Below are 13,715 nucleotides of genomic sequence, written 5' to 3' on the forward strand. Positions count from 1 at the left end.
TTCAAAAAGTAATATTAAAGAAGTGTTTGTTCACATTAATTATATGTGAAATACAGTAAATATGTATAAAATGGAGGCAGAATATGAGAATAGGTATTATTGGATACGGAAATCTTGGAAGAGGCGTTGAGTGTGCTATCAGGCAAAATCCAGATATGGAGCTTGTAGCAGTATTTACAAGACGTGCACCAGAAAGCGTATCTATATTGACAGAGGGTGCTTTAGTATGCTCAGTAGATGAGGTAGAGCAGTGGAAGGATAAGATAGACGTAATGATTCTTTGCGGTGGAAGTGCTACAGATTTACCAGTACAGACACCAAAGTTTGCAGAGATGTTTAACGTAGTTGACAGCTTTGATACACACGCAAGAATTCCAGAACATTTTGAAAATGTTGATTCTGCGGCTAAGAAGAGCGGACACGTTGGAATTATATCAGTAGGCTGGGATCCAGGTATGTTCTCTTTAAACCGTATGTATGCCAATGCTATTTTACCAGAAGGCAAAGATTATACATTCTGGGGTAAGGGCGTAAGTCAGGGACATTCAGACGCTATCAGAAGAGTTGAGGGCGTCAAGGATGGCAAGCAGTATACAATTCCAGTTGAGGCAGCCTTAGAAGCTGTAAGAAATGGCGAGAATCCAGAGCTTACAACAAGACAGAAGCATACAAGAGAATGTTTTGTAGTATTAGAGGAAGGTGCTGATGCTGCAAAGGTAGAAGAAACAATCAAGAATATGCCTAACTATTTCGCTGATTACGATACAACAGTACATTTTATCAGTGAAGAAGAATTAAAGAAAAACCACAGTGGAATTCCTCACGGAGGATTTGTTATCCGTACAGGAAAGACAGGCTGGAACAAAGAGAACAATCACGTTATAGAATACAGCTTAAAGCTTGATTCTAACCCAGAATTCACATCTTGCGTTATCGTAGCATATGCAAGAGCAGCTTATCGTCTTTATAAGGAAGGTCAGAGCGGTTGTAAGACAGTATTTGATATTGCACCTGCATATCTTAGTGCTAAGGATGGAGCAGAATTACGCAAGAGCCTTCTTTAATTAATATGGTGTTATTAATATTATATTGCAGGAATTGATAATGTAATTATTGTAAGAATTAATTACATAAATATTATGAACTAAAATAAGATTGACCTTTGGAGGTATATTATGGCTTCTAAAGGTCAATTTTATTATTTTAAGTCAACTATATACTTTGCACTAATAATAGTGTAATATAAATATGTATGCGTTATTTATAATAATGTCACAATATACGTTACTAATAAACACAGAAAGGTATTTGAATAGATGATTAAGCTTGAAAGATTTGAAGTTATGAATTTTGAAAATGCTATGAGAGGAGCGAGAAATCCGCTTAATAGCTGGGCTAGAATGGATAGTAAGACAGAAAATGGAGTATTCACATTTGGACCTAATGATTTAGATTTAGCGAAAAGGCTCTGCAAGGCTGGTTCAGACCATAGAAAGTTTATAAGACAGATATTTGTAACAGTAGATATAACAGCACCAATCTACTGGTGGAAGGAATACGATACATATAAGGTTGGAACAGTTGCCAATTCAACAAGTACAATGCATAAAATCCACAGCAAGTCATTTGAAATGGAAGATTTCAGCGTTGACCATTGTACTTCTGAGGCGTTAGATATGATGCAGAAGAATATAGATTTTCTTGAAACAATACGCCAGAAGTTCATAGAAACTAAGGATAAAGACCTTTGGTATAGTATGATTCAGTTGCTTCCAGAAAGCTATAATCAGATGCGTACCTGCACATTTAATTATGAAAATCTTGCAGGAATGTATTATTCAAGAAGAAACCATAAGCTTGCAGAATGGCATACATTCTGTGACTGGGCACTTGAGTTACCATATTTCAAAGAACTTTTGGTTCAGGAATAAAGAGGATAGAGAGGTTTCCTATGAGTAAAGTTGTAGTTATTGGAGGCGGGGCGGCAGGTATGATGGCTTCTATTATAGCCGCCAGAAATGGACACACAGTAACTCTTATAGAAAAGAATGATAAGCTTGGAAAGAAGCTTTTTATAACAGGAAAAGGCCGCTGTAATTTTACTAATGCTGGTGATGAGGACGACATTAAAAATAGTGTTGTAACCAACCCTAAATTTATGTACAGTTCATTTAAAGGCTTTTCTAATTATGATGTAATGGGATTCTTTGATGAACTTGGACTTAAGTTTAAAATAGAACGAGGTAACCGCTGTTTTCCAGAGTCAGACCATTCATCAGATGTAATCGGCACATTGGCAAGAGAATTAAGAAAATGCAAAGTGGATATTATGCTTAGCACAGAGGTTGTTGATGTTACAGCCAGGGAATTATCAGAGAATGTAGTATCAGAAAATGCAGTGTCAGGGAAAATAGTATCTTGCAATGCAGTATCAGAGAATATAGCAAATGATAGTGTAAAACTTGAAAAAAAGTATAAATCCAAGAAAAAAGAACATAAATCTAAGAAAAAAGATCCAGAATATATATCGCAGTTTGTAAGTGTTGAAGTTAAGGAGTTATCTACTGGCAGAAAGCAGGTTATAAAAGCTGATTCCTGCATTATAGCAACAGGTGGTAATTCTTATTCAAGCACTGGTTCAACAGGCGATGGCTATAGATTTGCAAAGGCACTTTCACATAATGTTACACCTATTATACCGGCATTAGTTCCTCTCACAGTAAGAGAAGAATGGGCTTCAGAGCTTATGGGACTGAGCCTTAAGAATATAGCAATAAGCATATATGACAGTATGGGTGACAGCCGTAAAGAGCTGTATAGTGACTTTGGTGAAATGCTATTTACGCATTTTGGTGTGAGCGGGCCAGTTATTCTTAGTGCGAGCAGTTATACAACAGCAATATTAAGAAAAAGACCGCTTAAGCTTGTGATAGATTTAAAGCCAGCTTTATCAGAGGAACAGCTTGATGAGAGAGTTCTTAGGGATTTCTCAGAGGAAAAGAATAAAACCTTCCGTAATTCACTTGATAAGCTGCTTCCTAAGAAACTTATCCCTGTTATAGTAAGGCTCAGTGATATCAATAAAGATAAACAGGTTAATGAGATAACAAGGGAAGAAAGATTAAGGCTTGTACATCTGTTAAAGCATTTTGAAATGACAATAACCGGTACAAGAGGCTTTAATGAAGCTATAATTACACAGGGCGGTGTTGATGTTAAAGAAATCAATCCGACAACTATGGAGTCAAAGTTAGTTAAAAATGTGTATTTTGCAGGAGAGGTGCTTGATGTAGATGCGGTTACAGGCGGTTTTAACTTGCAGGTAGCGTGGTCGAGTGCGTATGCTGCAGCAATGCATTTGAATAATTAAATAATGCCAGCGTGTTTTATAACACAGGCAGAAAAGAGGATTATTATGTCTTATTCAGTAGCAATTGATGGACCGGCAGGAGCTGGCAAGAGTACAATAGCAAAGCTTATATCTAAGCAGATGGGTTATATATATGTAGATACCGGTGCTATGTACAGGGCAATGGCAGTATATTTTAACCAGAATAATATTGACCCCGCAGATGAAGCTGCGATTAATGCGGCAGTCGATAATGTAAAGATAACAATAGAATATAAAGACGGCGAACAGCAGGTTATCCTTAACGGCGAGAATGTAACCAGTCTTTTAAGAACTGAGGCAACAGGCAATATGGCTTCAAAGACATCTAAGTATAAGGCTGTAAGAAGCAAGCTTGTTGATTTGCAAAGAGAGCTTGCGGCAGCAGAAAATGTTGTTATGGATGGACGTGATATTGGCACAACAGTTCTTCCAGATGCCAATGTAAAGATATATCTTACTGCAAGTTCTGATGCCAGAGCCAGAAGAAGATATGACGAACTTAAGGCAAAGGGTGAAGAATGTGATTTACAGAAGATAAAAGAGGATATTGAACAGAGAGATTATCAGGATATGCACAGGGATATTTCACCATTAAAGCAGGCAGATGATGCAGTTCTTGTAGACAGTTCTGATATGGGAATTGATGAGGTGGTGGAAGCCATCAAGACAGTTATTAATAAAGCAAAGTAGTGATTTGGAGGATATATGAAAGAGGCAGAAGTTATACTTGCCAGGTCTGCTGGTTTCTGCTTTGGAGTTCACCGTGCAGTGGATACAGTGTATGAAAGAACAGGAATGGAAAATGTATACACATACGGACCTATCATACATAACGATGAAGTTGTAAAGGACCTTGAAAGCAAAGGGGTCAAGGCAATATCAGATGTAGCACAGCTTGACGGTATTGATAATGCTACTGTCATAATAAGGTCGCATGGTGTATCTAAAAATGTGTATGAGAGCATAAAGACAAAGAATTATGAAGTTGTAGATGCAACCTGTCCATTTGTTCTTAAAATACACAGAATAGTTGAGCAGGAGAGCAAGGCAGGAAAGCAGATTGTAATAATAGGCAATGAGAAACACCCGGAAGTTGAGGGCATTAAAGGGTGGTCAGTAAGTCCTGTATATATAGTGGATTCTATCGAAAAAGCACAAAATCTTGAGCTTGACAGGGCAAAAGAAGTGGTTGTTGTATCCCAAACGACATTTAATTACAATAAATTTCAAGAATTAGTTGAAATTATCAACAAAAAGAGTTACAATATTACCATTAAAAATACTATTTGTAATGCCACGGAAGAACGTCAGACAGAGGCAAGAGATATTGCACGGAAAGTTAGTGCGATGATTGTCATTGGTGACAAGAGTAGTTCCAATACGAGAAAACTGTATGAGATTTGTAAAGGCGAATGTGAGGATACATTTTACATTCAAACTCTAAGAGATCTTAATCTTAACGATTTAAGATTCATAGACAGCATAGGTATTACAGCTGGGGCATCGACCCCGAACAATATCATTGAGGAGGTTTATACTAATGTCAGAGAATTTTGCAGAGATGTTAGCTAACGAAGAGTGGAAGGAAATTCATACAGGAGAAGTTGTTGATGGCACTGTAATAGCAGTTAAAGAAGACCATATCGTTCTTAACATAGGCTATAAGCACGATGGAATTATCACAAGAAGTGAATATTCATCAACACCAGGTATCGATTTAACAACAGTTGTTTCTGTTGGAGATGAGATGAAGGCAAAGGTGCTTAAGCTTAATGATGGAGAAGGACAGGTTCTTCTTACATATAGAAAGCTTGTTGCAGAGAGTGGAAGCAAGAGACTTGAAGAAGCATTTAATAACAAAGAAGCTATAACAGCTAATGTATCAAGAGTTATTAAGGGTGGTCTTGAAGTTGTTGTTGATGAGACAAGAATCTTCATTCCAGCAAGCCTTGTATCAGATTCTTATGTTAAGGATTTCTCAGAATACAATGGTAAGGAGATTACATTTGTATTAACAGAATATGATCCAAAGAACAGAAAGGTGATTGGTGACTGCAAGCAGCTTATCGTAGCTAAGAAGAAGGCAGCTCAGGAAGAACTTCTTTCTAAGATTAAAGAAGGAGATACAATCGAAGGTACAGTTAAGAATGTAACAGATTTTGGTGCATTCATTGACCTTGGTGGTGTAGACGGACTTCTTCATATTTCAGAGATGTCTTGGGGAAGAACAGAGAACCCTAAGAAGGTATATAAGGTTGGCGATTCAGTTAAGTGCTTCATCAAGGAAATCAATGGTGACAAGATTGCACTTTCAGTTAAATATCCAGACCAGAACCCTTGGAATGATGCTTCAACAAAGTATGCTGTAGGTAATGTTGTTACTGGTAAGGTAGCAAGAATGACTGACTTTGGTGCTTTTGTTCAGCTTGAAGACGGCATTGATGCTTTACTTCACGTATCACAGATTTCTAAGGAACACATCAACAAGCCAGAAGATGTATTAAAGATTGGTCAGGAAATTGAAGCTAAGGTTGTAGACCTTAACGAAGCTGACAAGAAGATCAGCCTTAGTATGAAAGCATTATTAGATGATGCAGAACCACAGGAAGAGGCTACAGAAGAATAATTTAATAATTAATTGTCAGATGTTCTGATGATTGGCTGTAACTTAATATTTGATAATATAAGAGCTGTACACCTTAGTGTGATATATACTTTCTATGCCGGGTAGAACCGGTAGAAAGTATATATACAATGTTGGTGTACAGCTCTTGTTAAATTTCCTTAAGCTTTCTGTCAAAATCTGGGGTGCGAATTATATTAGAAGAATAATTACTTATATTGCATAAGTGTCAGATAGCTTCGTCCTTTGCGGGTTTCGGCTTCATCACCTATAAAGATATACTTTCCATGTCCACGGATTACAAGTACATCATCTTTCTTTAAGTTCTGGCTTTTATTCTCGGTACATATTCCATTGAGGAATATTTTCTTTGACGTAAATAGCTCATTGGAATTACTGCGTGATAATCTGGTGAGGGAAGCAACAACTGCATCAATCCGCTTAGAAGCAGCAATTATTCGTATCTCTTCAAGTTCTGGTTTGATTGCTTCAATCTCATCAGTGCATATTGTACATCTTATGTGTGTGTGTTTAATAGAGTCCAGATTATCACATATATAATCAGCTATGTGCGAAAGGCAGTATACATAAGCATCAGGCACTTTAATTATAATGTCACCGACTAGTTCGCGTTCAATTCCAAGGTTCATAATTGCACCAAGGTAATCACGGTGGTTAAGCTGTTCAGCAAATTTGACGGATAATGGGCTTATTCGGATAGTTGAGATAGGGTAACCGGCATCATAGCCATAGAGTTCCTCAGAGCCGAAACGTATTATTTTGCGTTCACATACAGGATTGCCACCCCATTCATCATATGGTATAAATGATAATTCGTTGCTCATTTTGTTGACAGACGACAGTTCATTTATACTTAAAAAATTAGTGTAAGTATATATATTGTGATTGAAAGCCTGATTGGCAGTATCTATTATTTTTCTTTTTAAAAGCTGTTCTTCGTTCATTGTGTTAATTCCTTCTATTTTATAAATTGGTGATATGTGCGTATTGTGCTTAGATTAAATTGATATAGTAAATTAATGTTTATTATAATGTAATTAATTATATATGTCTAATACGATGTTTAATATATTGGCAAATTCAATATTGGCAGAATGAGTTGTAAAATCCAGAATATTGTAAAATTGAATATAATGGTAAGCTTAATTGGATATGGTAATTAGATATTTTATGTAATGTTTTTATATTTTTTATATAATGATAAAATTTTGACACAATTAATATTGTGTGATAAAATCCATATAAAGCTAAGGGATTGCAACAACTGCGGAATATGTTACAGGAAAGAACAGAGGATATCAATATGGTTAAAGATTATGAAGATTTTAAGAAATTTGTGTTAGGACTTACAGGAATTGACCTTAATGCTTATAAAGAAAAGCAGATGAAGAGAAGAATAGATACACTTATAGCAAGGAATAAGCATACAGGTTATGACAGTTATTGCAATGCGATAAAGAATGATGCCCAGATGCTTGATGAATTCGTTAATTATCTTACAATTAATGTGTCAGAATTCTATAGAAATCCAGCGTTATGGAAGAAGCTTGATGAGATTATCCTTCCAGACCTGATTAAGAAGTTTGGACCAAGACTTAAGATATGGAGTGCTGCTTGTTCAACAGGTGATGAGCCATATTCACTTGCAATGGTGCTTGCAAAGAAAGTCCCACTTAAAGATATAAAGATATATGCTACTGATATAGATGACCAGGTTCTTGAAAAGGCCAAAGATGGCGTGTATTCAGCCAACAGCTTAAAGGGGCTTCCTGATGAGTATAAGAATAAATATTTTGAAAAAATGGGAGATAAGTACTATAAGATTTCGGATGAGATTAAGAAGTGCGTTGAGTTCAAGAAGTCTAATCTTTTAAAAGACTCATATCCTCAGAGCTGTCATCTTATAGTTTGCCGAAATGTACTTATCTATTTTACAGAAGATGCCAAGTTAGAGATATATAAGAAGTTCAATGATTCATTAGTTAAGGGCGGCTGTTTATTTGTTGGTAATACAGAGCAGATTATCAATTATAAAGACCTTGGTTATGAATCTAGTGAGTTGTTTTTCTACAGAAAAAAGTAATCAGTATATGTACTGCCTGAAGAATTATGTCTTCAGGCAGTTCTTTTTTATCATATAAAAGGTATATATTAGCATCATTATACTCATATCTGAATATATATTCAGAAGTCTGGAGACTGTCTGTATTGTAACAAGGCAGTTTGATAAACGAAGCGAATTTTTTAGTGTATGCTGTTTCTCTGGTTGCTTTCACTTTACATTCAGCATCAACATAAGCGGCTACACTTTTGTGAATGGCAGTATCTTCGTATGGAAGATAGTAGTAATTCTTATAATCACTATAATACAATCTGAGATTATCAGTTATTAATGGCAGTTTGATTTTCATAGTATTGCCATTGATTCTTATGGCATATCCATTATTATCAAGATGAATAACGGGTATGGGAACTGCACAGGGCAGGGTATAGTTAATTATTAAATCTCCATTTTTATTAGTATCATCGGAATATTCAACAGAATATCCGGTATAGGTTACATTTTCTTCTAATACAGCATTGTAGGCAGTTATAGATGAAAGCTGGATTAGTCCGTATACATCATCATAATTATGAAGCAGAAGCAGTTCTTCGTAAGAAGCTTCGCCAGTCTTAACATAGTCGTTGTATACCTTGATAAGCTCGCCGCCAGAGAATTCATCATCACGGCTTATGTTAAGGAATTGCTCAACAGACTTCTGGTTACAACTTTCAAGCTTTAGTAATGTCTTTAATGGGCGTACACATTTGTATAAATCATAGCTTAAGAGCTTATCAAGTGTGTACGGAATGTTAAGGTGTGCGGCTCTGTCTTTAATAAATGGAATGTCAAAATTATCTCCATTAAAATGCACTAGTGTATCAAATGAAGCGGCAGCATTAAGAAAGCTTGCTATTACCTGCACTTCGTCAGCCTTGGACTGGGCAAGCCACTGTATTATGGTAAGTATGGAATTCTTTATATAAGCAGTGCCGATTAAATAACAGAAGCTTGTCTTGTGCGAAAAGCCGGTTGTTTCAATATCAAAAAATATTGTATGCTCGCTGCAGAGAGAATTATTGATAAAATTATCAGCAGTATTATTAGTATTGCTGTCGTTGTTGTGTATATCGTTTAGATTAAATGTTTTAGTTATAGTCTTCATTAATTATAAATCCTTTGATTACAAAAAGTGTACGTTAAAAAAATGTCAGTTTTTGTTTATTATATACGAATATATACACAAAAAAAAGTAGATTTTTAATGATAAATGATATATTATATTAATATATTAATTATCGTTCATAATTATTATAAATCAGATACACAATCATTAAGCTTGGGTTTTATGGTTGTCTATCTGTTTTTGCATTGCTTTGGATGATAACATATATTATTTTATAAGGAGAAATATGTCATGGGAAAGTGTACATTTAAAGGTGGAATACATCCATATGACGGCAAGGAATTATCAAAGGATAAGCCTATAAAAGAGTTGTTCCCTGCTGTAGGAGAGATGGTTTTCCCACTTTCACAGCACATCGGTGCGCCGGCAGTTCCAGTAGTTGCCAAAGGTGATTACGTCCTTGCTGGACAGTTGATTGCTGAGGCTGGTGGATTCGTATCAGCTAATATCCATTCATCTGTTTCTGGTACAGTTAAGGCTATAGAGCCAAGAACGCTAGCCACAGGTGGAAAGTGCAATTCAATCATCATTGAGAATGATGGAGAATTTAAGGAAGTTGAGTATACTCCTAAGAAGTTAGAAGAACTTTCTAAAGAAGAAGTATTACAAAGAATTAAGGATGCAGGTGTAGTAGGTATGGGTGGTGCAGGCTTCCCTACTAACGTAAAGTTAAGCCCTAAGAATCCAGAAGGAATTGATTATATTATAGTAAATGGTGCTGAATGTGAACCATACCTTACATCCGATTACAGAAGACTTCTTGAAGAGTCAGACAAGATTGTACTCGGCTTAAAGGTTGCATTAAGCATCTTTGATCACGCTAAGGGTATTATTGGTATTGAAGATAATAAGCCTGAAGCCATTAAAGTTATGCAGGCAGCAGTTGCATCTGAGCCAGATATCGAGGTTAAGGTTTTAAAGACTAAATATCCTCAGGGTGGTGAGCGTAGTCTTATCTATGCTACAACAGGCAGAAGCATCAACTCAACTATGCTTCCAGCAGATGCAGGATGTATTGTACATAACGTAGATACAATATACAGCATATATATGGCTGTTATTGAAGGAAAGCCACTTACTAAGAGAATCGTTACTGTTACAGGTGATGGTGTTAAAGAACCAGGCAACTTCTATGTATGGCTTGGTATGAACTACAGACAGCTTCTTGAAGCAGTCGGCGGAGTGGTTGGCGAACCAGAGAAGTACATATCAGGTGGTCCTATGATGGGATTTGCTATGTACAGTCTTGATGTACCAGTTATAAAGGGAAGCTCATCACTTCTTGTATTCCAGAATGATGTTGTATCTAAGCTTGAAGAGACAGCATGTATCCGTTGTGGAAGATGTGGTGAAGGATGTCCAAGCCATTTACTTCCAGCTAAGCTTGCTTCATTTGCAGCTAAGAACGATGAAGCTGGTTTCGTTAAGTTTGATGGTATGGAGTGTGTAATGTGCGGAAGCTGTTCATATGTCTGTCCAGCTAAGAGACCATTAACACAGCAGATTAAGGCTATGAGAAGTATCGTTCTGGCTAACAGAAGAAAGAAATAAGGGAGGATTAAAAGTGAGCGAGATTTTTAACGTATCAACTAATCCACATGTACGTAGCAAGGATACTACTCAGACTATTATGAGAGACGTGCTTATAGCGTTAGCCCCTGCTAGTATATTTGGTATTTATAACTTCGGAGTCCAGGCACTTATTCGTATCATAGTTGGTATTGCAGTGTGTATGGCTTCTGAAGCAGTATATGAGTATTTTATGCATAAGAAGATAACAGTTATGGACCTTAGTGCCGCTGTTACAGGTCTTCTTATTGCACTTAACATTCCATCAACTCTCAACATTGGTTTTGAGATTGTTGGCTGTGTATTTGCAATTATTATTGTTAAGCAGTTGTTTGGCGGAATTGGTCAGAACTTTATGAACCCTGCACTTGCAGCAAGATGTTTCCTTCTTATTGCATATACAGGTCCAATGACTAACTTCGTATGTGATGCATATTCTGGAGCTACACCTCTTGCTATATTAAAGCCAGGTTCAGAGGTTGTAGGACAGACAGCCCCTACACTTCTTACTATGTTTATTGGTAAGACAAGCGGTGTTATCGGTGAGACATCAGTTATATGTCTTCTTATCGGTGCTATATATCTTGTTGTAAGAAAGATTATTTCTTTAAGAATTCCACTTTCTTACATTGGAACATTTGCAGTGCTTATATTCCTTTTCGCACCAGGACATCAGTTTGATGCTATGTATATGTTACAGGAAATCTGTGGTGGTGGTCTTATTCTTGGTGCTTTCTTTATGGCAACTGATTATGTTACATCACCTATCACACCTAATGGTAAGTTAGTATTCGGTGTCTGCTTAGGTTTACTTACATTCATATTCAGAATGTTCGGTGGTTCAGCAGAAGGCGTTTCATACGCAATCATCTTCTGTAACCTCTTAGTACCTCTTATCGAAAGAGTTACAGTACCTAAGTCATTTGGCAAGAAAAAGCCGGAAAAAAAGGCAAAGGAGGCTGCATAAGATGAAGAATATAATAAAAGACGCATGTATATTATTCGCAATTACACTTGTTGCAGGTATCCTTCTTGGTCTTGTATATAATGTAACTAAAGACCCTATCGCACAGCAGAACGAGAAGGCTAAGCAGAAGGCTTACCAGGAGGTTATTGCTGATGCTGATAAGTTTGAAGCACTTGATGGAAGTTATGCTTCTGATAAGGTAGCAGAAACAGCTAAGGCAGTACTTTCAGCTTCTGCAACAGATTTCTCTAAGGATGATGTATCAGAGGTAGTTGCTGGTATTAAGAATGGTAAGATTATAGGTTTCGTAGTAACAGTTGTTGCACATGATGGTTACGGCGGAGATATCAAGTTCTCTGTTGGACTTTCAACAGATGGAACATATCTTGGAACATCTATTCTTACAATAAGTGAAACAGCAGGTCTTGGTATGAGAGCTAAGCAGGATCCTTCATTCTTAGCACAGTTTAACGGAACTAAGACTTCAGAATATAAGGTAGTAACAGATGGAACAGGTTCATCATCAGACAGCTCTATTGATGCAATCGGTGGTTCTACAGTTACATCTAAGGCTATAACAAAGGGTGTTAATGCAGCATTAGCTGTATATGCAGACCTTGCTAAGGCTAATGTTAAGACAGTAGGAGGTGTTTCAGTTGAATAAATGTGTTGAAAGACTTTATAATGGTATTATCAAAGAGAATCCTACTCTGGTTTTAACACTTGGTATGTGTCCTACACTTGCGGTTACTACATCAGCAATCAATGGTATCGGAATGGGACTTTCTACAACAGCAGTTCTTATGCTTTCTAACCTTTTCATTTCATTACTTAGAAAGGTTATTCCAGACAGCGTAAGAATGCCAGCTTATATCGTGATCGTTGCATCATTTGTTACAATAATACAGTTCTTATTACAGGGCTTTGTGCCATCTATATATGATGCACTTGGTATCTATATACCACTTATCGTTGTTAACTGTATTATCTTAGGACGTGCAGAGTCATATGCTTCTAAGAACCCAGCACTTCCATCAATGTTTGATGGTATCGGAATGGGACTTGGTTTCACATGTGCTATCACAATTCTTGGTGCAATCAGAGAGTTACTTGGTGGTGGAACAATCCTTTCAACAGGTAGTTCAGCACTTGTAGATCTTTCTAACTTTGGTTATACACCAGCTAGTATATTTATCCTTGCACCTGGTGCATTCTTCGTACTTGCTATGTGTGTAGCTGTTATGAACAGAGTAAAGAGAAAGCATGGAATGAAGCCTGCTGAGGTTCCAGACTATGTTTCAGATGAAGAAAAAGAGAACTAAGGGAGGAGAGTAAAAGATGAATTTATTAGTTATCGCTATAAGCACAGCGCTTGTTAACAACGTTGTATTAAGCCAGTTCTTAGGTCTGTGTCCTTTCCTTGGTGTATCGAAGAAAATAAACACAGCTGCCGGAATGGGTGGCGCTGTTATCGGTGTTATCTCTATATCATCAATCATATGCAGCCTTATATATGATTTTATATTAACACCACTTAACCTTACATACCTGAATACTGTAGTATTCATTCTTGTAATAGCAACATTAGTTCAGTTTGTTGAAATGGTACTTAAGAAGTGTATGCCACCTTTATATGAGGCACTTGGTGTATACCTTCCACTTATCACAACTAACTGTGCCGTACTTGGTATTGCTTTAACAAATGTACAGAATTCATACAACTTAATTGAATCATTTGTAAGTGGTCTTGGTACAGCTATTGGTTTCACAATAGCTATCGTAATAATGGCTGGTGTACGTGAGCGTACAGAGGACAATGATGTTCCAGAAAGTTTTAAGGGAATGCCTATCGTTCTTTTAACAGCAGGACTTATGTCAATTGCATTTTTCGGATTTTCAGGAATAATCTAAGGAGGA

Annotated in this window: 14 protein-coding genes; 12 read left to right on the forward strand and 2 right to left on the reverse strand. The window is 36.7% G+C overall.

Annotated elements, in window-relative coordinates; translation table 11 throughout:
* Positions 1–83: 83 nt before the first annotated feature.
* From WMO14_RS01045 to rpsA, 6 genes are all read left to right on the forward strand, one after another.
* Positions 84–1,064 (forward strand): diaminopimelate dehydrogenase, encoded by a 981-nt coding sequence (locus WMO14_RS01045; protein ID WP_022502008.1) that lies wholly within the window; start codon positions 84–86, stop codon positions 1,062–1,064.
* A gap of 252 nt (positions 1,065–1,316) precedes the next feature.
* Positions 1,317–1,931, forward strand: a complete 615-nt coding sequence (locus WMO14_RS01050; RefSeq protein WP_055174525.1) for a hypothetical protein — start codon at positions 1,317–1,319, stop codon at positions 1,929–1,931.
* Between the two features lie 20 nt (positions 1,932–1,951).
* Positions 1,952–3,370 carry a BaiN/RdsA family NAD(P)/FAD-dependent oxidoreductase gene (locus WMO14_RS01055; protein ID WP_349153127.1) on the forward strand — a complete coding sequence of 473 codons (1,419 nt, stop codon included), beginning with the start codon at positions 1,952–1,954 and terminating at the stop codon, positions 3,368–3,370.
* Between the two features lie 45 nt (positions 3,371–3,415).
* Positions 3,416–4,081, forward strand: coding sequence for a (d)CMP kinase (gene cmk / locus WMO14_RS01060; protein WP_055174529.1), 666 nt, complete (start codon positions 3,416–3,418; stop codon positions 4,079–4,081).
* Positions 4,082–4,096: 15 nt separating this feature from the next.
* Positions 4,097–4,963, forward strand: coding sequence for a 4-hydroxy-3-methylbut-2-enyl diphosphate reductase (gene ispH, locus WMO14_RS01065; protein ID WP_022502004.1), 867 nt, complete (start codon positions 4,097–4,099; stop codon positions 4,961–4,963).
* Complete coding sequence (gene rpsA / locus WMO14_RS01070; protein ID WP_022502003.1) at positions 4,932–6,017, forward strand: 30S ribosomal protein S1; 1,086 nt, start codon at positions 4,932–4,934, stop codon at positions 6,015–6,017. Before ispH ends, rpsA begins: the two co-directional genes overlap by 32 nt.
* A gap of 206 nt (positions 6,018–6,223) precedes the next feature.
* On the opposite strand, the gene WMO14_RS01075 is transcribed toward rpsA, so the two are convergent.
* Positions 6,224–6,979 carry a YlmH/Sll1252 family protein gene (locus WMO14_RS01075; protein WP_022502002.1) on the reverse strand — a complete coding sequence of 252 codons (756 nt, stop codon included), beginning with the start codon at positions 6,977–6,979 and terminating at the stop codon, positions 6,224–6,226.
* Between the two features lie 359 nt (positions 6,980–7,338).
* On the opposite strand from WMO14_RS01075, the gene WMO14_RS01080 reads away from it, so the two are divergent.
* Entirely contained in the window at positions 7,339–8,118 is a 780-nt protein-coding gene (locus tag WMO14_RS01080; protein ID WP_022502001.1) for a CheR family methyltransferase, read from the forward strand.
* Here WMO14_RS01080 and WMO14_RS01085 read toward each other — a convergent pair.
* Positions 8,087–9,241: a ribonuclease H-like domain-containing protein gene (locus WMO14_RS01085; protein ID WP_055306553.1), complete on the reverse strand. Its 1,155-nt coding sequence runs from the start codon at positions 9,239–9,241 to the stop codon at positions 8,087–8,089. The two genes, WMO14_RS01080 and WMO14_RS01085, sit on opposite strands and share 32 nt — an antisense overlap.
* 252 nt (positions 9,242–9,493) lie before the next feature.
* Here WMO14_RS01085 and rsxC point away from each other — a divergent pair, with 252 nt between their 5' ends.
* From rsxC to rsxA, 5 genes are read left to right on the forward strand one after another with little or no spacing between them, the layout of a single operon-like run.
* Positions 9,494–10,813 (forward strand): electron transport complex subunit RsxC, encoded by a 1,320-nt coding sequence (gene rsxC, locus WMO14_RS01090; protein ID WP_022501999.1) that lies wholly within the window; start codon positions 9,494–9,496, stop codon positions 10,811–10,813.
* 13 nt (positions 10,814–10,826) lie between these two features.
* A complete protein-coding gene (locus WMO14_RS01095; RefSeq protein WP_055174533.1) occupies positions 10,827–11,798 on the forward strand; it encodes an RnfABCDGE type electron transport complex subunit D in 972 nt (323 codons plus the stop codon).
* Between the two features lies 1 nt (position 11,799).
* On the forward strand, positions 11,800–12,462 hold the full coding sequence (locus WMO14_RS01100; RefSeq protein WP_022501997.1) for an RnfABCDGE type electron transport complex subunit G: 663 nt from the start codon (positions 11,800–11,802) through the stop codon (positions 12,460–12,462).
* A complete protein-coding gene (gene rsxE, locus WMO14_RS01105) occupies positions 12,455–13,120 on the forward strand; it encodes an electron transport complex subunit RsxE (protein ID WP_022203742.1) in 666 nt (221 codons plus the stop codon). The genes WMO14_RS01100 and rsxE overlap by 8 nt, the downstream gene beginning before the upstream one ends.
* A gap of 16 nt (positions 13,121–13,136) precedes the next feature.
* On the forward strand, positions 13,137–13,709 hold the full coding sequence (gene rsxA / locus WMO14_RS01110) for an electron transport complex subunit RsxA (protein ID WP_349153128.1): 573 nt from the start codon (positions 13,137–13,139) through the stop codon (positions 13,707–13,709).
* Positions 13,710–13,715 lie beyond the last annotated feature (6 nt).

Source organism: Lachnospira rogosae (ex Hitch et al. 2025) (assembly GCF_040096455.1).
Taxonomy (GTDB): Bacteria; Bacillota; Clostridia; order Lachnospirales; family Lachnospiraceae; genus Lachnospira; species Lachnospira rogosae.